This window comes from Cellulosimicrobium cellulans (assembly GCF_016921195.1).
GTDB lineage: Bacteria > Actinomycetota > Actinomycetes > Actinomycetales > Cellulomonadaceae > Cellulosimicrobium > Cellulosimicrobium cellulans_F.
The window spans coordinates 116,496-137,296 of record NZ_JAFGYF010000008.1; the positions used below are offsets into that span (position 1 = coordinate 116,496).

The following is a 20,801-nucleotide window of genomic DNA, read 5'->3' on the forward strand; positions in this document are numbered from 1 at the left end:
CCGCCGACGGCTACCCCCAGCCTACGGGTGTCTGGCCCGGAACGGCAGGGGTCTCGCGTCCTCAGTGCCCGTGATCTGTGCGACCCGGGCCGCACGGGCCCCCGAGGGGGCGGGTCAGACGACGTGGCACGGTCGTCCCCCGAGGGTCACGAGCTGGGGGTCGGCACCCGGCGCCCCCGAGGCGACGAAGCCGAACGTCACGGTCGCGCCTGGCCGCACGGTCGCGTTCCACGACAGGCTGTGCGCGGTGAGGGCGGCACCGTCGCGACCGGCCTGCGCGCCCCACACGTCGGTGAGCCGCTGTTCCCCGCCGGGGGTCCAGCGCAGCTCCCACCCGTCGAGCGGCGCCCGCCCGGTGTTGCGGAGCTCGACCTGGGCGATGAAGCCGCTGCCCTTCTTGCCCTGCCACGTCCCGTGGACGGTGTAGTCGACCTCGCAGGTCGGGCGCTCGACGGACGGCACGGCGAGCGCGAGGAGCTCCGCGGCCTGCTCGACGAACCACTGCCCCGCCGCGGGGTCCTCGATGCCGCGGGCGGGGTCGAGCGGGCCGCCGGTGCCCCGGTAGCACTTGCCGTCGGACTCCCCCGGCACCTTGATCCACAGGTACGCGTCGACGAACGGGTCGCCGGTGTCCGTCGTCGGCCGCTCGCCGAGCCCGCGGTCGGGCGGGTTGCACCACACCTCGGGGTCGGGGTAGGCGCCGGCCGGCGCGGTCCACGGCCCCTGGCCGTTGCGGCTCGTGTCGATGACGACGTGCTTCTGCGCCGCCGGGTCGCGCTCGACGCCCGTGTCCGCGTACGCCTGCTGGTACGCGGCGTCGGTGAGGCCCCAGGTCGCGAAGTCGTCGGGGTTCGCCGGGTAGTACTGGCTCGCGCACCACGCGGGCTCCCACCAGCTGTTGACCGACAGGTTGACGCAGTCGCTGATCCACGTCCCGTACTTGACGAGGCGCTCGGTCTCGACGTAGTTCGACGCGTTGACGAACACGCCGTCGGCGCGCTCGACGCCCGCCTTGATCAGGCGGTCGGTGATGTCCCCGACCCCGAGCCACCCGCTGTGCGTCCCGTCGAGGTACACCGACGTGGCCGGGAGCGCCGTGAGCGCGTCGACCGCGTGGTTGAGCTGGACGAACCGGTCGGCGGCGGCGGTGTCCGGGTCGAGCTCGGCGGGGCGGCACCACTCCGGGTTCCCGTCGATGTCGGTGTACCAGGGGATGATCCCGAGCCCGTCCGGCTCGAGGATCACGATGGCCGGGTCGTCGCCGATCCCCTCGGCGACGGCGTCCACCCACGCCGTGTAGGCGGCCGTGTCCGCGGCGCCGCCCGCGGAGTACTGCGCGCAGTCGCGGAACGGCAGGTTGTAGACGACGACGGTGGGCACCGCGCCGTCCGTCGCGGCCGCCTGCACGACGGACGCGACGTCGTCGCGCACCTCGTCGGGGGTGCCGCCGGTGAACCACGACGCCGACGGGAAGGACCCGAGGAGCTGGGCGTCCGCGCGGGCCTGGCCCGTGAGGGAGGCGGCGGCCTGGAGGGTCGTGGAGAAGGGGTCCACGTAGAGGCGGGTGCCCGGGCCGACGACGTCGTCCGCCGCGGGGGCGGCCGTCACCGGGGGCGTGGCGAGGGCGGGGGCGGCGACGGCGGTCCCGCCGGCGACGAGCAGCGGGGCCGCGAGCGCGAGCCCGGCGACGGCGGACAGGGCGGCACGACGTCTCATGCGGATCTCCTTCGATCGACACGGGGTGCTGGACGGATGGATGGGAGCGCTCCCATCACATCGAGACCTCCACTCAACCGGTCGTCACCACCGGCGTCAAGGGGTGGGCCACGACAGAGCGCTCCCTCGTGGCTGGACACGCGTTGAACGAGTGTTTAGTCTTTTGAACGTGCGTTCAGACGACCAGTCCCCCACGACCGGCCGCGCCGGCCCCGCGCCGTCGGCCACCGACGACCTCACGACCCGTGCCCGCATCCGCGACGCCGCGATCTCGCGCTTCGCGCGCGACGGGTTCGGCGCCTCCCTGCGGACCATCGCGGCCGACGCCGGGGTGAGCGCGGCGCTCGTCGTGCACCACTTCGGGTCCAAGGACGGGCTGCGCCGCGCGTGCGACGACTACGTGTTCGACGCCGTGCGCGCCGCCAAGACGGACGCCATCGCGCCCCAGGACCCGGCTGCCGGCCCGATGGCGCTGTTCACCCAGCTCGCCGGCATCGAGGACTACGCGCCCGTGTTCGAGTACACGCTGCGCAGCCTCCAGGCGGGCGGGGACCTCGCGCGGTCGTTCGTCGAGCACCTCACGCAGGTCACGCTCGAGTACATGGAGTCCGGCGTCGCCGCCGGCGTCATCCGCCCGAGCCGCGACGAGGCCGCCCGCGCGCGCTACCTCGTCTCGCTCTCGCTCGGCTCGCTCCTGATCGACGGCGCGCTGCGCGAGCGGAGCGAGCCGCGCGACCCCGAGGCGGACCTCCGCGAGTACGTCGAGCGCGTGATGCTCCCCGCGCTCGAGGTCTTCACCGAAGGACTCTTCGTCGAGCCGACGCTGCTCGACGCCTACGTGCAGCACACCACCCACCAGGAGGAGACGCGATGACGAGCACGGCCCCCGCCGTCGAGGTGCACGACCTGCGCAAGGCCTTCGGCCACGTGCAGGCGCTCGACGGCCTCGACCTCACCGTCCGCGCGGGCGAGGTCGCCGGGTTCCTCGGACCGAACGGCGCGGGCAAGTCGACCACGATCCGCGTGCTGCTCGGGCTGCTGCGGCCCGACTCCGGCAGCGCCCGCCTGCTCGGCGGCGACCCGTGGCACGACGCCGTCGACCTGCACCGGCGCCTCGCCTACGTGCCGGGCGACGTCAGCCTGTGGCCCAACCTCACCGGCGGCGAGGCGATCGACCTGCTCACCCGCCTGCGCGGGAGCGTCGACCCGCGGCGCAAGAAGCTGCTGCTCGACCGCTTCGAGCTCGACCCGTCCAAGAAGGCGCGCACCTACTCCAAGGGGAACCGGCAGAAGGTGGCGCTCGTCGCCGCGTTCGCGTCGGACGTCGAGCTGCTCGTGCTCGACGAGCCGACGTCGGGCCTCGACCCCCTCATGGAGTCGGTGTTCACGCAGTGCGTGCGCGAGGTGACGGCGGAGGGCCGGTCCGTCCTGCTCTCGAGCCACATCCTGGCCGAGGTCGAGAAGCTGTGCGACACCGTGACGATCATCCGCGCGGGTCGCACGGTCCAGTCCGGGACGCTCGCCGAGCTGCGGCACCTCACGCGCTCGTCCGTCACCGCCGTGACCGAGCGCGACCCGTCGGCCCTCGACACGCTCGACGGCGTGCACGACCTCGTCGTCGAGCCCGGCGCGGACGGCACGCGGGCGCGGTTCGACGTCGACAACGACCACGTCGAGACCGTCCTGCGCGCGCTCACCGACCTCGGTCTGCGCTCCGTGACGGTCAACCCGCCGTCCCTCGAGGAGCTGTTCCTGCGTCACTACGGCGACGAGCTCGCCGTGCTCGACGGGGCGGGCGCGCTGTGACCGGGTGGACCACGCTCCTGCGCTTCGTCCTGCGGCGCGACCGCGTCCGCATCCCGGTGTGGACGGCGTCGATCGCGCTCCTCTTCGGGTACGCGGCCGTCGCGCTCGACACCCTCTACCCCACCGCCGCCGACCGCCAGGCGCGCGCGGCGCTCGTCTCGAGCCCCGCGGGCATCATGCTGTCCGGACCGCAGTACGGGATCGAGGACTACACGCTCGGCGCGATGATCGCGAACGAGATGGCGCTCACCGTCATGGTCGCCGTCGCGATCATGAGCATCTCGCTCGTCGTGCGGCACACGCGCGCCGAGGAGGAGACGGGACGGGCCGAGCTCGTCCGGGCAGGCGTCGTCGGGCGCCACGCCCCCGCCACCGCGGCGTTCGTCGCGGCAGTCGTCGCGAACGCGGCCATCGCGCTCGCGACGGGGGCGGTCCTCGTCGCGACCGGGCTCGCGGCCGTCGACTCCTTCGCGCTCGGCGCGGCCATCGGCGTCACGGGTCTCGTGTTCGCCGCCGTCGCGGTCGTGACGAGCCAGGTCACCGAGCACGCGCGCGCCGCGAGCGGCCTCGCGCTCGCCGTGCTCGGCGTCGCGTTCCTGCTGCGCGCGGTCGGCGACGTCCAGGAGGAGCACGGGAGCTGGGTCTCGTGGCTCTCCCCCATCGGCTGGGCGCAGCAGATCCGTGCGTACGTCGACCTGCGCTGGTGGCCGCTCGGCCTGTCGCTCGCGCTCGTCGTGCTGCTGCTCGCGCTGGGCGCGGCGCTCGCTGCGCGGCGCGACCTGGGAGCGGGCCTCGTGCCGCCGCGCGCCGGTCGGCCCGACGCCGCCGGGTGGCTCGCGAGCCCGCTCGCCCTCGCGTGGCGCCAGCAGCGCGCGTCCGTGCTCGCGTGGGGCCTCGGGGTCGGCGTCACGGCGCTCGCGTGCGGGACGTTCGTCGACTCGGTGGGCGACATGGTCGCCGACAACCCGGAGATCGCGCAGATGCTCGGCGACGCCTCCGACCTCGTGGGCGGGTTCGTCGCGGTGATGGCCCTGTTCCTCGGGCTCGGCGCGGGCGGGTTCGCGGTCGCGTCGGCCCAGCGGGCCCGCGGCGAGGAGACGGCGGGGCGGCTCGAGCCCGTGCTCGCGACCGGGGTCGGGCGCGTCCGCTGGCTCGGGGCCCAGCTCGTCGTGACGCTGGTCGGGACGGCGGTGCTGCTCGCCGTGAGCGCGCTCGGGCTGTGGCTCGGCGCGCTGAGCGTCGGGGAGGATGCCTTCGGGTTCGGCGACTACCTCGCCGCGTCGTTCGCGTACCTGCCGGCGGTCGCCGTCGTCACGGGCGTCGCCGTCGCCGCGTTCGGCTGGCGGCCGGGGCTCGCGGCGCTCGCCTGGGCGCTCCTCGCCTACTCGTTCGTCGTGACGATGTTCGGCGCCCTGCTCGACCTGCCCTCGTGGGCCAGCGGCGTCTCGCCGTTCTGGCACGTCCCCCAGCTCCCGGGGGCCGACGTCGAGCCGTGGCCGTTCGTCTGGCTCACGCTCCTGGCTCTCGCGCTCGTCGCGCTGGGACTGGTCGGTTTCCGCCGACGCGACGTCCCTCGTCCCTGACGCGAGACCGTCACGGCCTCCGGCTAGGCTCGATCCACCTTTTCCGACCACGGAGGTGACGGTCATGTCCACGCCCGACCGGAGCGACGCGACGCGCTCGGCCAGGGCCACCCTGCACGAGTGGGTCGCCGCGATCCCCACCCAGGAGCCGGGCCGGGGGCCGGCCGGCGCCTCGGGCGTCCCCGACCCGCGCACGTGGGTCGCGGCGCTCGCGCTCGAGGGGACGTGGCTCGGCCTGTACCAGGACGCGTACCGGTTCACCGAGGCGGAGTGGGACGTCCTGGTCGGCGACCTCTCGCGGTACGCCGACGTCCGGCCGCCCGCGAGCGCCGTCGTGTTCCGCGACGTCGACCTCGACGAGGACCCGTTCCGCGACGACGAGCGCCCGCTCGTGGACGCGGTCCTGCGTGTGGCGCTCGAGGAGGGCGTCGAGAACGTGACGTTCGCCGCCGTCGCGCGGCGGTGCGACCGCAGCGAGTCGACCCTGCGGTCGATGTTCGGCGACGCGGAGACTCTGGTCGACGACGTCGCGGTCGAGGTGGTGCAGTCCGGGTTCGACGACCTGTCGCCGCTGCGGCTCGACCCGTCCCGCGCGGCGGTCGCGGCGTCGGTCGCGGCGCTCGACGACTCGCGCAAGGCCGCCGCGCTCCTGCGCCTGTACGCGCTGGGCGGGGTCGCGCGCGACGACGTCCCGGAGGGACAGCACGCGGCGCACGCGCTCGTGCTGCGCGCGTGGCGGGAGGAGGCGGCGCCGTCGTCGCTCGTGCTCGCCGCGCTCGCGTGCGACGGCTGGCGCGCGGGCGAGCGGCAGCGGGCGCTGCTGTTCCCGCCCGCGCTCCCGGGCGCCGTCGTGCGCGAGCTCGCGCGCCTCGCGGACGACGCGGCGGGTCACTCCTCGAACCGGTAGCCGATGCCGGGGCTCGTGATGAGGTGTCGGGGCGCCGCCGGGTCGTCCTCGAGCTTGCGGCGCAGCTGCGCGACGTAGACGCGCAGGTAGTGGGTGTCGCGCGTGGCGGTCGGCCCCCACACCTCGCGCAGCAGGTGCTCGCGCTCGACGACGCGGCCCCGCTGCGCGACGAGGATCTCCAGGAGCGCCCACTCGGTGGGAGTGAGCCGCACCTCGGTGCCGCCGCGCAGGAGGCGGCGCCGCGCGAGGTCGACGTGCAGGTCGCCCGCCTCGACGACCGCGGACCCGTCCCGTGCGGCACCCGCCGAGCGCCGCACGGCGGCGCGCAGCCGCGCCATGAGCTCGGGCATCGCGAACGGTTTGGTGACGTAGTCGTCGGCACCGGCGTCGAGCGCGTCGACCTTGTCGTCGCCGAGGTGACGCGCGGAGAGCACGACGATCGGCACGGTGCTCCACGCGCGGACGGCGCGGATGACGTCGAAGCCGCTGAGGTCCGGCAGGCCGAGGTCGAGCAGGATGACGTCGGGCGCGTCGGTCGCGACGAGGTCGATGCCGGCCCCGCCCGACGTCGCGGTGCTCACCCTCCACCCGTGCGTGCGCAGCGTGATGGCGATCGCGCGCAGCAGGCCGGGGTCGTCGTCGACGACGAGGACGTGGTGGGTCACCGGGTCGTCGCTCACGCGCGCTCCTCCCGCTCGGTGCGTGCCGGGCCGCGCGGCGACGCGACCGGGACGGTCAGGACCATGGTGAGGCCTCCGCCCGGCGTGTCCTCGGGGACGAGGGTCGCGCCGACGGCGCGGGCGAACCCGCGCGCGACGGCGAGCCCCAGGCCGACGCCGTGCCCGCCCGCGTCGCCGAGCCGCTGGAACGACTCGAACATGCGCTCCTTGGCGTCGTCGGCCACCCCGGGACCGCGGTCCACGACGCGCACCTCGACGATGCCGCCCGACGCGGACGCCCGGACCCTGACCGGGTCGTCCGCTGGCGCGAACCGCGCCGCGTTGGCGACGACGTTCGCGACGACGCGCTCGAGCAGGCCCGGGTCGGTGCGCACGAGCGGCAGGTCCTCGGGCACGTCGAGCGCGACCCGGGCGCCGTGCGGCTCGACGGCGGCGGGCACGATCTCCTCGAGCGACACGTCGCGCAGGACGGGGGCCACGGAACCGGTCTGGAGGCGCGAGAGGTCGAGCAGGTTGTCGATGAGCTGCTCCAGCCGCTCGGTCTCGGAGGCCGCGGTCTCGACGAGCGCCGTCCGGTCCTGCGGCTCCATGACCGCGTCGGGCGAGCGCAGCCCGTCGACGGCGGCCCGGATCGCCGCGAGCGGGGTACGCAGGTCGTGCGAGACGGCCGCGAGCAGGGCCGTCCTCGTCGCGTCCGCCTCCGCGAGGACGGCCGCGTGCGCCGCCTCCTCGCGCAGCCGGCGGTACTCGAGCACGATGCCGGCCTGCGCACCGAACGCCTCGAGCACCTGGCGGTCGCCCGCAGGCAGGGGGCGGCCGTCGAGCACGAGCCGGAGGTCGTCGTCGACGCTCACCACGGTCCGGGTCTCGCCGCCGGCCCCGGGCGTGCCCCGACGCCCGGCGCGGACCGGGACCGCGTCGACGGCGCGGTCCGCGACGGCGACCGTCGACCACGCGCGGGTCCGGCCGCCCGTCGCCACCCGCTTCTCGAGCGCGACGCGGCGGAGCTGGAACGTCTGGGCGAGGCGCGCGACCACGGCCTCGGCCGTGTCCTCGCCGGAGAGCACGGACCGGGAGAGCGCCGCGAGCGTCGACGCCTCGGCCCGCGCCCGGTACGCCTGGACCGTGCGGCGCGCCGAGAGGTCGACGACCGACGCGACCGCCGCCGCGACGAGCACGAACACGAGCAGCGCGAGCAGGTTCTCCGGGTCGGCGACGGTGAGCAGGCCGGTGGGCGGCGTGAAGAACCAGTTGAGGCACAGGAAGGACACGACGGCGCACGCCAGCGCGGGCCACATGCCCCCGACGAGGGCTACGCCGACCGACAGCGCGAGGAAGAGCATGACCTGCGTCGACAGCCCGACGGCCTCCCGGCCGGCGTCGAGCAGGGCGGTGAGACCCACCGGGCCGGCGACGGCGAGCACGAACCCCGCGACGCGCCGCCGGGCGGACAGCGGGCTCCAGCCGCGACGTGCGACCCTCCCCGACCGGGCCCGCTCGTGGGTGACGAGGTGCACGTCGAGCGAGCCCGAGAGCCGGGCGATCTCCGCGCTCGTCGAGCCGAGGAACGCCTCGCGCCACCGCGAGCGCCGCGAGACCCCGACGACGACCATCGTCGCGTTGGCCCCGTGCGCGAAGTCGACGACGGCCGACGCGACGTCCTCCCCGACGACGGTGTGGAAGGTGCCGCCGAGCGACTCGACGAGCGCACGGTCGGCCGCGATCGCGGCGGGCGACGCCGTGGGCAGCCCGTCGGTCGCGAGCACGTGCACCGCGAGCAGCTCCGACCCGGCCGCCCGCTCGGCGATGCGGGCCCCGCGACGCAGCAGCGTCGCGCTCTCCGGCCCGCCGGTGACCGCGACGACGACGCGCTCCCGCGCGGGCCAGGTCCCCGAGATCGCGTGGTCGGCGCGGTAGCGGGTGAGGGCGTCGTCGACCCGGTCCGCGAGCCACAGGAGCGCGAGCTCGCGCAGCGCGGTGAGGTTGCCCTCGCGGAAGTAGGAGGAGAGCGACGCGTCGATCTGCTCGGCCCGGTAGACGTTGCCGTGCGCGAGCCGCCGCCGCAGCGCCTGCGGCGAGAGGTCGACGAGCTGGATCTGGTCGGCCTCGCGCACCACGTGGTCGGGGACGGTCTCGCGCTGGCGCACGCCGGTGATCGCCTCGACGTCCTCGGTGAGCGACTCCAGGTGCTGCACGTTCACCGTGGTCACGACGTCGATCCCGGCGTCGAGGAGGTCGTGCACGTCCTGCCACCGCTTGGCGTGGCGCGAGCCGGGCGCGTTGGTGTGCGCGAGCTCGTCCACGAGCGCGACGTCCGGGTCGCGCGCGACGAGGGCGTCGACGTCGAGCTCGGTGAGCTCGACTCCCCGGTGACCGACGGCGCGGCGCGGCACCACCTCGAGGTCGCCGATCTTCGCCGCCGTAGCCGGGCGCCCGTGCGTCTCGACGAGGCCCACCACGACGTCGGTCCCGCGGGACCGGCGGCGGTGGGCCTCGTCGAGCATCGCGAACGTCTTGCCGACGCCCGGCGCGGCGCCGAGGTAGACCGTCAGCCTCCCCCGGCGCCGCTCGTCAGGCGTGTCGGCACTCATGTGCGCAGTCCATCACGCCGCACGTCAGGGCGCGTCCGAGCCCGCGGGCGCGAGGTTCTCGAGCGCGAGGTTGAGCGCGAGCACGTTCACCCGCGGGTCGCCCAGCACGCCGGCCACGCGCCCGGCCACGGCGTCGTCGACCAGCGCACGCACCGCCGCGGGGTCGAGCCCGCGCGCCGCGGCGACGCGGTCGACCTGCTGGTACGCGGAGGCGGGCGAGACGTGCGGGTCGAGGCCCGAGGCCGACGCCGTCACGGCGTCGGGCGGGACGCTCGCCGGGTCGACGCCGTCCTGCGCGGCGACGGCCGCCCGGCGCGCCTCGATCGCGGCGACCAGGTCGGGGTTGTTCGGCCCCAGGTTCGACCCCGCGGACGCGAGCGTGTCGTAGCCGTCCCCGGCCGCCGACGGGCGGCCGTGGAACCACTCGGGCGCCGTCCCCGGCTCGCCGAACGCCTGGCCGACGAGGACGGACCCGACGACCGGGGCGCCGTCGGCCCCCGTGTCGTCGACCGACGCGGCCCGCGTGCCGTCCGCGCGGACGAGCGAGCCGTTCGCCTGCCACCCGAAGGCGGCCTGGCCGACGCCCGTCACCGCGAGCGGGTACAGCCCACCGAGCAGGGCGGTCATCAGGAGCAGGACGCGCAGCCCCGCCCACGACTGGCGGACGAAGGAGACGGCGCCGCCGGCGGTGGACGGACGGGCGCCGGACGGGACCTGCGAGGAGGTGGGCACGGGAGTTCCTTTCGGCACCGGGATCAGAAGCCCGGGAGCAGGGAGACGAGGAGGTCGACGAGCTTGATCCCGACGAACGGCGCCACGAGGCCGCCGAGCCCGTAGACCAGGAGGTTGCGCCGGAGCAGGGCCGACGCGGACGCCGGGCGGTACCGCACCCCGCGCAGCGCGAGCGGGACGAGGGCCACGATGACGAGGGCGTTGAAGATCACCGCCGAGAGGATCGCGGACTCGGGGCTCGACAGGCGCATGACGTTGAGCACCTCGAGCGCGGGGAACACGCCCAGGAACATCGCGGGCAGGATCGCGAAGTACTTGGCGACGTCGTTCGCGACGGAGAACGTGGTCAGCGCGCCGCGCGTGATGAGGAGCTGCTTGCCGATCTCGACGATCTCCAGGAGCTTGGTGGGGTCCGAGTCGAGGTCGACCATGTTGCCCGCCTCCTTCGCGGCGGTCGTGCCCGTGTTCATCGCGACGCCGACGTCCGACTGCGCGAGCGCGGGCGCGTCGTTCGTCCCGTCACCGGCCATCGCGACCAGGCGTCCGCCCTCCTGCTCGCGCCGGATGAGCGCGAGCTTGTCCTCGGGCGTGGCCTCGGCGAGCACGTCGTCCACGCCCGCCTCCGCCGCGATGGCCCGCGCCGTGATCGCGTTGTCGCCCGTGACCATGACGCTGCGGATGCCCATCGCGCGGAGCTGGTCGAACCGCTCGCGCAGACCGTCCTTGACGACGTCCTTGAGCCGGACGACGCCGAGGACGTGCGCGGGGCCGTCGCCCACCTGCTCGGCGACCACGAGCGGCGTGCCGCCCTGCGCGCTGACCGTCTCCACGTGCGCCGCGAGCTCGTCCGTGTCCGGCCCCGTGACGCTCCCGCCCGTGGAGTGCACCCAGCGCTGGACCGCGGAGCCCGCGCCCTTGCGCACGCGCCGCACGCCGCCGTCGGGCGCCGGCAGGTCCACGCCCGACATCCGGGTCTGGGCCGTGAACGGGATGAACTCCGCGCCCGTCATCTCGCGCGCGAGGTCGCTCGCGGGGCGCCCGTCCAGCGACGTCACGAGGTCGACGATGCTGCGCCCCTCCGGGGTCTCGTCGGACAGCGAGGCGAGGCGCGCCGCGTCGGCGAGCTCCGCCGCGCTCACGTGACCCACCGGCAGGACCTCGGTCGCGAACCGGTTGCCGTGCGTGATGGTCCCCGTCTTGTCGAGCAGCAGCACGTCCACGTCGCCCGCCGCCTCGACCGCGCGGCCGGACATCGCGAGGACGTTGCGCCGGACCAGGCGGTCCATGCCCGCGATGCCGATCGCGGACAGCAGCGCGCCGATCGTCGTGGGGATGAGGCACACGAGGAGCGCGACGAGCACCACGAGGGACTGCCGCGCCCCCGAGTACACCGCGAACGGCTGGAGCGTCGCCACGGCGAGGACGAACACGATCGTCAGCGACGTGAGCAGCACGTTGAGAGCGATCTCGTTCGGGGTGCGCTGGCGCTCGCTGCCCTCGACGAGCGCGATCATCCTGTCGACGAACGTCTGGCCGGCCGGCGCCGTGATCCGCACGACGATGCGGTCGGACAGGACGACGGTCCCGCCCGTCACGGCCGAGCGGTCGCCCCCCGACTCGCGGATCACCGGGGCGGACTCGCCCGTGATGGCCGACTCGTCGACCGACGCCACGCCCTCGATCACGTCGCCGTCGCCGGGGATCGTCTCCCCCGCGACGACCACGACGACGTCGCCCACCCGCAAGCTCGACGACGGCACGTCCACCGTCGGCAGCAGGTGCAGGCTCGACCCAGCGGTGAGCGTGTCGGTCGGCGCGTCCACGCGGCGCGCCGTCGTGCTGCGCTGCGTCGCGCGCAGGCTCGACGCCTGGGCCTTGCCCCGCGACTCCGCGACCGACTCGGCGAGCGTCGCGAACAGGACCGTCGCCCACAGCCACGCCGCGACGAGGATCGAGAACAGGTCCGGCTCCAGGGCGGCGAGCACCGTCGACGCGGCCGCGCCGAGCTCCACGACGAACAGCACCGGCGACCGGTGCAGCACCCGCGGGTCCAGCTTGCGCACCGCGGCCGGCAGCGCCGCGCCCACCTGCGCGAGAGTCAGCGCCCGCGGGGCACGACGGCCGCCGTCGGGACGATCGTCGTGGTGGGGGCCGCCGTCGGGCGCACCCGCGGGGGACGCCGGGGTGCCGGGCAGCTGAGGGACGGAAGCGAGCGGCGTGCTCATGACAGGGACTCCACGACAGGACCGAGGGACAGGACCGGGACGAAGGTGAGGCCGACGACGACGAGCGCGACCGTGCCGAGCAGGCCGACGAACAGCGGCTGGTGGGTCGGCAGCGTGCCGGCGGACGGCGGGACGGACCGCTGGGAGGCGAGGCGCCCGGCGAGGGCGAGGACGAGCGCGATGGGCACGAAGCGGCCGACGAGCATCGCGAGCCCGAGCAGGGTGTTGTAGTACGGCGTCCCGGCCGACAGCCCGGCGAACGCGGAGCCGTTGTTGTTCCCGGCCGACGCGAACGCGTACAGCACCTCGGTGAGCCCGTGCGGGCCGCCCTCCTGCTGGCCCGCGAGGCCGTACGGCAGGACCACGGACAGCGCCGTGCCGACGAGCACGACGGCCGGGGTCGTCAGGACGTACAGCGCGACGAGCGTGATCTCCGGGCGACCGATCTTCTTGCCCAGGTACTCGGGCGTGCGGCCGACCATGAGGCCCGCGACGAACACCGCGACGACGGCGACCACGAGCATCCCGTACAGCCCCGCGCCCACGCCGCCGGGGGCGATCTCGCCGAGGAGCATGCTGAACAGGACCACGCCACCCCCCGGTGCGGTGAGCGAGTCGTGCATCGCGTTGACCGCTCCGGTCGAGGTGCCGGTCGTCGCCGTCGCGAAGAGGGCGCTCGCGGCGAGGCCGAAGCGCGTCTCCTTGCCCTCCAGCGCGGCGCCCGCGGCCTGCGGGGCGGCACCGGGTCCGGCGAGCTCCGCCCAGGTGGTCAGCGCGAGGGCGACGGCGAAGAGCCCGGCCATCGCGCCGAGGACCGCCCAGCCCTGGCGGCGGTCACCGACCAGGAGGCCGAACGTGCGCGGGAGCGTGAACGGGATCAGCAGGATGAGGAAGATCTCGACGAGGTTGGTGAACGGGTTCGGGTTCTCCAGGGGGTGCGCCGAGTTCGCGTTGAAGAACCCGCCGCCGTTGGTCCCGAGCTCCTTGATGGCCTCCTGGGAGGCGACCGGCCCCCCGAGGACGTGCTGCGTGCCGCCGGCGAGCGTCTCGACCGCGGTGTGGGGGCTGAGGTTCTGGATGACGCCGTTCGCCACGAGCACGACCGCCGCGACGAACGCGACCGGCAGCAGGATCCGGACCACGGACCGGGTGAGGTCGGTCCAGAAGTTGCCGATCCGCGCGTCGGTCCCGGAGCGGGCGAACCCGCGCACGAGCGCGATCGCGACCGACATCCCGACCGCGGCCGAGACGAAGTTCTGCACCGCCAGCCCGGCCATCTGGAGGAGGTGGCCCGCGGCGGCCTCGCCGGAGTACCACTGCCAGTTCGTGTTCGTCACGAACGAGACCGCCGTGTTCCAGGCGCCCGCCGGGTCCAGCCCCGTGAACCCCAGGTTCATCGGCAGGTGGTCCTGGAGTCGGCCGAGTGCGTAGAGGAGCAGGACCGAGGCGAGCGAGAAGCCCAGCAGCGAGAGGAGGTAGGTGCTCCACCGCTGCTCCGCGTCGGGGTCCACGCGCGCCAGCCGGTAGCCCGCGCGCTCCACCCGCAGGTGGCGCGACGAGGTGTACACGCGCGCCATGTACGCGCCGAGCGGCGCGTGCACCGCCGCGAGCGCCGCGACGAGGAGCGCGACCTGTCCGACGGCCGTCCAGACGACCGCGGCGTCGACCGTCGTCGGCACGGCGCTCACCGGGCCCGGTCGCTGCGGAGCAGCGCGACGAAGAGGTAGCCCAGCACGGCGACGACGGCGCCGAGCGCGATCCAGTCGAGGACCGTCACCGGGTGCCTCCCGAGGAGCCGTGACGACGCGCGACGAGCGCGACCGTCGCGAAGAACGCGACGGTGAGGAGGAGGAAGGCCAGGTCGGCCATGGTGGGAACGCCTTCTCGACGACGGTCGGACGACACCCGGGGCGGGCGTCGTGCCGGCGCCCGGTACCCGGGTGCCCTGCCGTTCTACGCCCGGCGGGACGGCCCCGGTGCAGGCTCTGACGGAACCTTGACGCCCTCTGCCGGAACCTTGACGGGGCACGCGCCGACGCGCGGAGCGACCCGGGACGCGGAGGACGCGGGTGCTCCTCGTGGGGAGATCGTGACGACTGCGTGACCGGCACCCCGCCGACCTGGCCGAGCGCCGCCGTCGGGCCTCTAGGATGTGCCGCATGATCTTCAAGGCCGTCGGCGACGGGCGCCCCTACCCGGACCACGGCCGGGTGACCGCGCGGGACTGGGCCGAGGTGCCCCCGCGTCAGGTACGCCTCGACGAGCTCGTCACGACCAAGCGCACGCTCGACCTCGACGCGCTCCTCGCCGAGGACTCCACGTTCTTCGGCGACCTCTTCGCGCACGTCGTCGAGTTCGAGGGCGTCCTCTACCTCGAGGACGGCCTGCACCGCGCCGTGCGGGCCGCGCTGCAGCAGCGCGCCATCCTGCACGCCCGCGTCCTGACCGTGCGATGAGCGCGGGGTCCGGTAGGTTTCTGGCGTGACCACCCGCCCCGACACCGCGCGCGCCGAGCGTCGCCGACGCATGCACGAGCGCCAGGCCGTCGTGTTCGGGCTGCTCATCGCCGCGCTCGCCGTCGTCGGTCTCGGCGCGCTCGCCGTGTACACGGGCGCGATCGACGCCCCGTTCGACCGACCGCTGTCCTCCCCGGAGGCGGTCGACGACCTCGCGGACGTCAAGGTCCCCTGCCTGCCCGAGGGCACGCTCCCAGCGGCGACGGGCGACGTCCAGGTCAACGTCTACAACGCTTCCGGCAAGGACGCGCCTCTGGGACGGCTCAACCAGGACCTGCTCACGTCCCGGGGCTTCACGGTGCTCACCACCGGCAACGCGCCGGACCTGGACGGCGACGGCAGCTCGGACGTCGTGTCGCGGACGCAGATCCACTTCGGGGCCACGGGGCTCGCGCAGGCGTACACGCTCGCGGCGCACTACGACGACCCGGGCCTCGTGCTCGACACGCGCGAGGACGCGACGGTCGACCTCTACGTGGGCGCCGACTTCGAGGACGTGGTGGACCCCGAGCTCGTCGGCCTGTCCGGCGACGTGCCGCTCGAGAGCCGCGCCGGGTGCGTAGCGATCGAGGAGATCACCCCCCAGCCGCTGCCCGTGCCGCCCGCGGAGGGCTGAGCACGTCCCGCACCCGGCGCCCGCCGGGCCTCACGACCGCCGAACGGTACCCATGAGCCCCCTTCCCCTCCGGCCTGCCCGGACCAACGACCCCGACGAGGTCGACCGCCTCTACGAGATCTGCCTGCGGACCGGCGCGTCCGGCGCGGACGCGACCGCGCTGTACGCCGACCCGCGGCTGCTCGGTGAGGTCTACCTCGGGGCGTACCTCGCCCTCGAGCCGTCGCTCGCGTTCGTGGTCGAGGTCGACGGCGAGGCCGCGGGCTACGTGCTGGGGGCGCGCGACACCGCCGCGTTCGAGGCGCGGGCCGAGCGCGAGTGGTGGCCGCGGCTGCGCGAGCGGTACCCGCTCGGCAGCTTCCCGGAGGGTTCCCGCGACGAGGCGCTCGTCCGCCAGATCCATCACCCGCACCTCACCGATCCCTCGGTGCTCCCCGACTACCCCGCGCACCTCCACGTCGACCTGCTCCCCGCTGCGCAGGGCGGCGGCAACGGCCGCCGGCTGATGACGGCGCTGTTCGACGCGCTCCGCGCGGCCGGGGTCGAGGGCGTCCACCTCGGCGTCGCGGAGGACAACGTCTCCGCGATCGGCTTCTACGAACATCTCGGCTTCACCCGCCTGGACGTCGAGGAGGGCCTGGTCCTGGGCCTCCGCCTCTGAGCAGACCCTCCGACGCCGAACCCGGGGTTGTCGCCGGGTTCGGCGCTCGACGTGGCAACAACCCCGGGTCCGGCGTCACCGGGGCCCGTCATCCGATGGCGTGCAGCGCCCGACGGACCGTGCGTGCGCACCGGCCGGCGACGCGCACGTCGTCGAACGTGAAGCGCAGCAGTGCCGCGACGTCACCCCCGACCAGCTCGTTGTGCCGCTCCCGGTCCGCGTACGCCGCCTGCAGCGAACCGTGGAACTCGGCACCGTCGGCCTCCGCCACCAACCAGCGACCGTCGCGCGTGCGCCACCCGAGGTCACCGCGCCGCACGACCCCCGCCGCGTCGACGAGCGGCACCTGGAGCGCGTCGGGGCCGACCCCGCCGTCGTGACAGTCGAGACGGACGCGCGTCTCGAGCGGTGACTCCGACCGCCCGTCCGCGAGGCCCCACCAGGAGTGCGTCCGCGCGACGCCACGTCGACCGCGCGCCAGGTCGTGGGCGTGCGCGACGTCGTCCGCGGTGACGACACCCTGGTGCAGCGCCGAGTCGAGGACGGAGACGGCATGCTCGCGGTCGAGCTCCGGGACCGCCTGCGCGAGCGCCCACCACGGCGAGGCGACGGCGGCGCGCCCGACCCGGGTCACGGTCATCCCGTCGTCGAACATGCGCAACCGGAACCCGTCCCGTGACTCGAGCGACCTCGCCGACGGCAGCGCCACCTGCGGGGCCGTGTCGATCGGGAGGCCCGCGACCCCGAGCAGCGCGAGCGCGCTCGGCCCGACGGCGACCGCGTCAGGACCGTAGGCGAGCAGACCCGACCACGCCGCGCGGCGACGTCGTCGGTCGTACGAGCGGCGCTGCCCGGGGAACGGGTCGACGTCGTACACCCCGCGCGTGACGCGCCGCCAGGCACCACGCCGGAGCAGGAGCCGGATCACGCCATGGTCGACGCCGGCCTCGCGGCACTGTCGAGCGGAGACGAGCCACTCCTGCTCGGCCGCGACGGCGTCGATCGCGTCGATGCCTCTGGCGGGTGCGGTTGTCGGCATGCCCCACATCACAGCGAAAGGCGGGTGCCACGCGCGAGGGGTCGTCAACGGTCTGTGGAGCCCGCCCGCAAGAGGCACCTGTGGACGCCGGTCATCCCCGCCGCGTCGAACCCGGGGTTGTCGCTCGTCCTGCGGACGAATCCTGCGACATCCCCGGGTTCGGCGTCAGGCGGAGTCCACGGTCAGCGGGCGCCCTCGACCGCGTCGTGGACGATCGGCTCGTCGCCGCCGGGGGCCGACGCCGGGCTGGCGGGTTCCTGGGTCGTGCCGCGCCACCGCGCGACGGTCCGCATGAGGTGGTAGATCACGAGCGCCGCGGCGGTGCCGAGCGCGATGCCCTCGAACGTCAGGTCGCCGACGGCCCACGTGAAGTTGGCGATGCCGACGACGAGCGGCACGGCGGCGGTCGTGAGGTTGACCGGGTCGGAGAAGTCGACCTTGTTCTGCACCCAGATGCGCGCGCCGAGGATGCCGATCATGCCGTAGAGCATCGTCGCCGCACCGCCCAGGACGCCCACGGGGATGGTCGCGATGAGCGCGCCGAACTTCGGCGAGAGCGAGAGCACCAGCGCGGTCGCCGCCGCGACCCAGTACGCCGCCGTGGAGTACACGCGCGTCGCGGCCATGACGCCGATGTTCTCGGCGTACGTCGTGGTGCCCGACCCGCCGCCGATGCCGGCGAACGTCGTCGCGAGGCCGTCCGCGAAGAGCGCGCGGCCGGTGAGGTCGTCGAGGTTCTTGCCGGTCATCGCCGCGACCGACTTCACGTGGCCGACGTTCTCCGCGATGAGCACGAGCACGACGGGCACGAACAACCCGAGCACGGCGACGTCGAACGTGGGCGTGACGAACTCGGGGAACCCGATCCAGTCGGCCTTGCGCACGTCGGTGAAGTCGACCTCGCCCTGGAGCACGGCCACGACGTAGCCGACGATCACACCCACGAGGATCGAGAGGCGACCGATGATGCCCTTGAACAGGACGCTGACGAGGATGATCGCGGTCAGCGTGACGACGGCCGTGACCGGCGCCTGCTGGACGTTCCCCCACGCCGCGGGGGCGAGGTTGAGGCCGATGAGCGCGACGATCGTGCCCGTGACGATCGGCGGCATGACGACGTCGATCCACCGCGCACCCGCGACGTGGACCAGGAGGCCGACCGCGGCGAGCACGAGACCGGTGACGAGGATGCCGCCGACGGCGACGGACTGGCCCTGCGACATCGTCGCGGCCCCGATCGGGGCGATGAACGCGAAGCTCGACCCGAGGTAGCTCGGCAGCCGGTTGCGCGTGATGAGCAGGAACCCGACGGTGCCGATCGCGGAGAAGAACAGCGTCGTCGCGGGCGAGAACCCGGTGAGCAGCGGCACGAGGAACGTCGCGCCGAACATGGCGACGACGTGCTGCATGCCGATCCCGATGGTGCGCGGCCAGGTCAGCCGCTCGTCCGGGTCGACGACGTCCCCCGGCGCGACCGTCTTCCCGTTCCCGTGCACCCGCCACCCGATGGCGCTCATGTCTCTCCCGTCCGTGAAGTTCGTGTGAAGACCCCCGGAGCAGGGTAGTGCCCCGTCGAACCCGGGCTTGTCGCACCCCGGGCCGCCGAGCCCGGCGACATCCACGGGTTCGGCGGCGGGCGGGGCTACGCGGGCGCGTGCGACAGGAGCCACGCGAGCAGGTAGCTGCGGGTGTTGCCGTCGTCGATGCGTTCGTCCGGGAGCGTGCGGGCGACGTCCAGGGCGGCCGCGGCGTCGTCCGGGCCCGCGAGCGCCGCGTACATCAGCAGCTGGTCGCCGAACATCACGTCCCACGACGCCGGGTCGTCGCGCGGGCCCGCGAGCGCCTCGTCGAGGTTGGCCCGGATGCGCTCCGGGTCGCCCGCGAGGTACCCGGCGACGGGCTGCATCGGCAGCACGAGGATGCCGAGCATCGCGCTCGGCTCGGCGCTGAACCACGTGGCCCAGTCGCGCTTGCCGCCCCACACGAGCGACGTCACGGTGTGCCCGAACCCGACGAGGGCAGGGTCGTCGCGGTCGAAGTCGGTCCAGTACGCGCGCGCCGACGTCGCCTCCGCGGACAGCAGCCAGCGAGCCTGCGCCTCGAGCGGTGCGTCCCCCGACGCCTGCGCCCAGAGCGCCAGCCCGTTCCACGCGGACACCGCCTCGGACGCGGACTCCTGGTCGTTCCCGTCCGCGAAGGGCGCGTACCCCGACGCCCAGGAGTGACCGGCGTACGCGTCGAACACGCGCAGCGCCGGGAAGTCCGCGTCGCCCGCACCGGAGGCGACGTCAGCCGCGAGCAGGTCGAGCACGGGCGCGAGGTCGGCCGCGAGCGCCGGGTCGTCGGCCGCGACCAGGCCCGCGGCGTAGAGGACGTACCCGTAGTGGAAGTGGTGGTCGTTGAGCTCGTCCGACCCGAACGACGGCGTCCGCCCGACGACGCTGCGCACCTGCGGGTCGTAGACGAAGCAGCGCGCGTCGCGCTCCGCGCACCCCGCGGGCTCGGTCCACTCGCGCAGCGCGGCGGCGAGGTCCTCGCGCAGCGGCGCCGCGACGTCGTCGAGCCCGAGCTGCTCGGCGAGCGCGAACAGGTTCGCGTCGCGCGCGAGCGCCTTGCCGCCGAAGTACGTGTCCGACGGCCGCGGCTCGAGCGCGGACGCGTCGGCGCGCACCTGCGCGGCGAGCTCGGTCCGCGCGCCCTCGTCCAGCCCGGAGAGGTCGAGCGTCCCGGCGGGTTCGACGGTGGGGCTCGTCCACGCGAGCGTGCTCGCCGTGCACACGTCGGCCGTCCCGCGCACGGTCGCGTAGGTGCCGAGGCCGCACGTCGCGCCCTCGCTCTCGTGCTGGTGCGGCAGGCGCACGACGACGGTCGGCGCGCCGGGCGGGTCGTCCCCGGTCTCGTAGGTGATCGCCGTGGTCACGGAGTCGTCGGCCACGCCGTAGGCGAGCGTCGTGCCCGTCACGGGGTGCGCGGCCGCCTCGGCGAGCGTCACGACCGCGCCGTCCGGCGCGCCGTCGGGCACGGGGAACCAGGCGACGGCGTCGCCGGCATCGAGGTCGAGCGCGCGGCCGTCGGTCGACAGCGCGTCGTCCGCGCCGACGAGCACGTACTGACGCCCGCCGGCCCCGGTGCTGACCGCCCCGCCCGCCTCGGCGAACGTGACCGTGAGCGCCGCCGTCTGGTCCGTCGCCGCGGTGTACCGCAGCACGGGCGACCCCTCGACGAGGGTCACGGTCCCGAGGACGGAGCCCGCGCCGTCGAGCAGGTCGAGCGTGACGGACGCGGTGTCGTAGCCGGTCACGACGACCGACGCCGCCCCGACGTCCACACCGACCTGCGGCACGTACGGGCCGAGGATCGACTGCTCCGTGACCTGGACGTCGGGGAGCCCGAACGCGAACCCGCCGTCGGTCACACCGAACGCGAGCGGTACGGGGAACACGGGCAGCGGCTCGTCGCCGAACACGAGCCCGGAGTACCACCGGTTCGTCGGGGGGACGAGGCCGTCGGCGAGCCGCGCGGTCGACATCGGCCGCAAAGTCTCCTGCGGCAGGATCGACGGGTCGACGTCGGGCACGGTCCCGGTGAGGTCCGCGGCCGGGTGCCCGACGGCGGCACCGGCCCCGGACGGGCCCGACGCCCCGGGCGACGCGTCCGTCTCGAACAGCCCGCAACCGCCGACGAGGAGCGCTGACGCCAGGAGCGCGGCGGGCGTGGTGGCGACCACCC

17 protein-coding genes are annotated in these 20,801 nt (G+C 74.7%); 7 read left to right on the forward strand and 10 right to left on the reverse strand.

The genetic code is table 11. From position 1 onward, the window contains the following. Window positions 1-114: 114 nt before the first annotated feature. Complete coding sequence (locus JN535_RS16090; protein ID WP_205206584.1) at window positions 115-1,716, reverse strand: glycoside hydrolase family 6 protein; 1,602 nt, start codon at window positions 1,714-1,716, stop codon at window positions 115-117. Window positions 1,717-1,885: 169 nt separating this feature from the next. On the opposite strand from JN535_RS16090, the gene JN535_RS16095 reads away from it, so the two are divergent. The 4 genes from JN535_RS16095 to JN535_RS16110 all read left to right on the forward strand — a co-directional run bounded on the left by JN535_RS16095 (window position 1,886) and on the right by JN535_RS16110 (window position 6,012). Further along, the gene (locus tag JN535_RS16095; protein WP_307868825.1) at window positions 1,886-2,590 is read left to right on the forward strand and encodes a TetR/AcrR family transcriptional regulator; all 705 of its coding nucleotides are present in this window, start codon (window positions 1,886-1,888) and stop codon (window positions 2,588-2,590) included. Continuing rightward, window positions 2,587-3,522 carry an ABC transporter ATP-binding protein gene (locus JN535_RS16100; RefSeq protein ID WP_205206586.1) on the forward strand — a complete coding sequence of 312 codons (936 nt, stop codon included), beginning with the start codon at window positions 2,587-2,589 and terminating at the stop codon, window positions 3,520-3,522. Before JN535_RS16095 ends, JN535_RS16100 begins: the two co-directional genes overlap by 4 nt. After that, window positions 3,519-5,105, forward strand: a complete 1,587-nt coding sequence (locus JN535_RS16105; protein ID WP_205206587.1) for an ABC transporter permease — start codon at window positions 3,519-3,521, stop codon at window positions 5,103-5,105. The genes JN535_RS16100 and JN535_RS16105 overlap by 4 nt, the downstream gene beginning before the upstream one ends. Window positions 5,106-5,169: 64 nt before the next feature. Then, window positions 5,170-6,012 carry a hypothetical protein gene (locus JN535_RS16110; protein ID WP_205206588.1) on the forward strand — a complete coding sequence of 281 codons (843 nt, stop codon included), beginning with the start codon at window positions 5,170-5,172 and terminating at the stop codon, window positions 6,010-6,012. On the opposite strand, the gene JN535_RS16115 is transcribed toward JN535_RS16110, so the two are convergent. The 6 genes from JN535_RS16115 to JN535_RS16140 are packed head-to-tail and all read right to left on the reverse strand — an operon-like array spanning window position 5,994 to window position 14,017. Continuing rightward, complete coding sequence (locus JN535_RS16115; RefSeq protein ID WP_307868828.1) at window positions 5,994-6,692, reverse strand: response regulator transcription factor; 699 nt, start codon at window positions 6,690-6,692, stop codon at window positions 5,994-5,996. The two genes, JN535_RS16110 and JN535_RS16115, sit on opposite strands and share 19 nt — an antisense overlap. Then, the gene (locus tag JN535_RS16120) at window positions 6,689-9,283 is read right to left on the reverse strand and encodes a DUF4118 domain-containing protein (RefSeq protein WP_205206589.1); all 2,595 of its coding nucleotides are present in this window, start codon (window positions 9,281-9,283) and stop codon (window positions 6,689-6,691) included. Before JN535_RS16120 ends, JN535_RS16115 begins: the two co-directional genes overlap by 4 nt. A 24-nt stretch (window positions 9,284-9,307) precedes the next feature. After that, window positions 9,308-10,015, reverse strand: a complete 708-nt coding sequence (gene kdpC, locus JN535_RS16125; RefSeq protein WP_205206590.1) for a potassium-transporting ATPase subunit KdpC — start codon at window positions 10,013-10,015, stop codon at window positions 9,308-9,310. Window positions 10,016-10,038: 23 nt separating this feature from the next. After that, window positions 10,039-12,240, reverse strand: a complete 2,202-nt coding sequence (gene kdpB / locus JN535_RS16130) for a potassium-transporting ATPase subunit KdpB (protein WP_205206591.1) — start codon at window positions 12,238-12,240, stop codon at window positions 10,039-10,041. Then, window positions 12,237-13,919 carry a potassium-transporting ATPase subunit KdpA gene (gene kdpA, locus JN535_RS16135; RefSeq protein WP_205206654.1) on the reverse strand — a complete coding sequence of 561 codons (1,683 nt, stop codon included), beginning with the start codon at window positions 13,917-13,919 and terminating at the stop codon, window positions 12,237-12,239. The genes kdpB and kdpA overlap by 4 nt, the downstream gene beginning before the upstream one ends. A 5-nt stretch (window positions 13,920-13,924) precedes the next feature. Next, window positions 13,925-14,017, reverse strand: coding sequence for a potassium-transporting ATPase subunit F (locus tag JN535_RS16140; protein ID WP_205206592.1), 93 nt, complete (start codon window positions 14,015-14,017; stop codon window positions 13,925-13,927). A 382-nt stretch (window positions 14,018-14,399) separates the two neighbouring features. Here JN535_RS16140 and JN535_RS16145 point away from each other — a divergent pair, with 382 nt between their 5' ends. Genes JN535_RS16145 through JN535_RS16155 form a run of 3 tightly spaced genes read left to right on the forward strand, consistent with a single transcriptional unit; the run spans window position 14,400 to window position 16,033 of the window. Then, window positions 14,400-14,696 (forward strand): type II toxin-antitoxin system VapB family antitoxin, encoded by a 297-nt coding sequence (locus JN535_RS16145; RefSeq protein WP_154797817.1) that lies wholly within the window; start codon window positions 14,400-14,402, stop codon window positions 14,694-14,696. A 25-nt stretch (window positions 14,697-14,721) separates the two neighbouring features. Then, window positions 14,722-15,372, forward strand: coding sequence for a LytR C-terminal domain-containing protein (locus tag JN535_RS16150; protein ID WP_307868830.1), 651 nt, complete (start codon window positions 14,722-14,724; stop codon window positions 15,370-15,372). A gap of 52 nt (window positions 15,373-15,424) precedes the next feature. Further along, on the forward strand, window positions 15,425-16,033 hold the full coding sequence (locus JN535_RS16155) for a GNAT family N-acetyltransferase (RefSeq protein ID WP_205206593.1): 609 nt from the start codon (window positions 15,425-15,427) through the stop codon (window positions 16,031-16,033). Between the two features lie 88 nt (window positions 16,034-16,121). On the opposite strand, the gene JN535_RS16160 is transcribed toward JN535_RS16155, so the two are convergent. The 3 genes from JN535_RS16160 to JN535_RS16170 form a co-directional block, all read right to left on the reverse strand. Continuing rightward, window positions 16,122-17,072 carry a type IV toxin-antitoxin system AbiEi family antitoxin domain-containing protein gene (locus JN535_RS16160; protein WP_205206594.1) on the reverse strand — a complete coding sequence of 317 codons (951 nt, stop codon included), beginning with the start codon at window positions 17,070-17,072 and terminating at the stop codon, window positions 16,122-16,124. Between the two features lie 182 nt (window positions 17,073-17,254). Further along, window positions 17,255-18,589, reverse strand: coding sequence for a uracil-xanthine permease family protein (locus JN535_RS16165; protein WP_205206595.1), 1,335 nt, complete (start codon window positions 18,587-18,589; stop codon window positions 17,255-17,257). Between the two features lie 125 nt (window positions 18,590-18,714). Further along, on the reverse strand, window positions 18,715-20,799 hold the full coding sequence (locus tag JN535_RS16170; protein WP_205206596.1) for a glycosyl hydrolase: 2,085 nt from the start codon (window positions 20,797-20,799) through the stop codon (window positions 18,715-18,717). Window positions 20,800-20,801: the final 2 nt, after the last annotated feature.

Coding starts and splice junctions, on each gene's coding strand:
- JN535_RS16090 (WP_205206584.1), bottom strand. CDS start 1,716: ATGAGACGTCGTGCCGCCCTGTCCGCCGTCGCCGGGCTCGCGCTCGCG.
- JN535_RS16100 (WP_205206586.1), top strand. CDS start 2,587: ATGACGAGCACGGCCCCCGCCGTCGAGGTGCACGACCTGCGCAAGGCC.
- JN535_RS16110 (WP_205206588.1), top strand. CDS start 5,170: ATGTCCACGCCCGACCGGAGCGACGCGACGCGCTCGGCCAGGGCCACC.
- JN535_RS16120 (WP_205206589.1), bottom strand. CDS start 9,283: ATGAGTGCCGACACGCCTGACGAGCGGCGCCGGGGGAGGCTGACGGTC.
- kdpB (WP_205206591.1), bottom strand. CDS start 12,240: ATGAGCACGCCGCTCGCTTCCGTCCCTCAGCTGCCCGGCACCCCGGCG.
- JN535_RS16145 (WP_154797817.1), top strand. CDS start 14,400: ATGATCTTCAAGGCCGTCGGCGACGGGCGCCCCTACCCGGACCACGGC.
- JN535_RS16155 (WP_205206593.1), top strand. CDS start 15,425: ATGAGCCCCCTTCCCCTCCGGCCTGCCCGGACCAACGACCCCGACGAG.
- JN535_RS16160 (WP_205206594.1), bottom strand. CDS start 17,072: ATGCCGACAACCGCACCCGCCAGAGGCATCGACGCGATCGACGCCGTC.
- JN535_RS16165 (WP_205206595.1), bottom strand. CDS start 18,589: ATGAGCGCCATCGGGTGGCGGGTGCACGGGAACGGGAAGACGGTCGCG.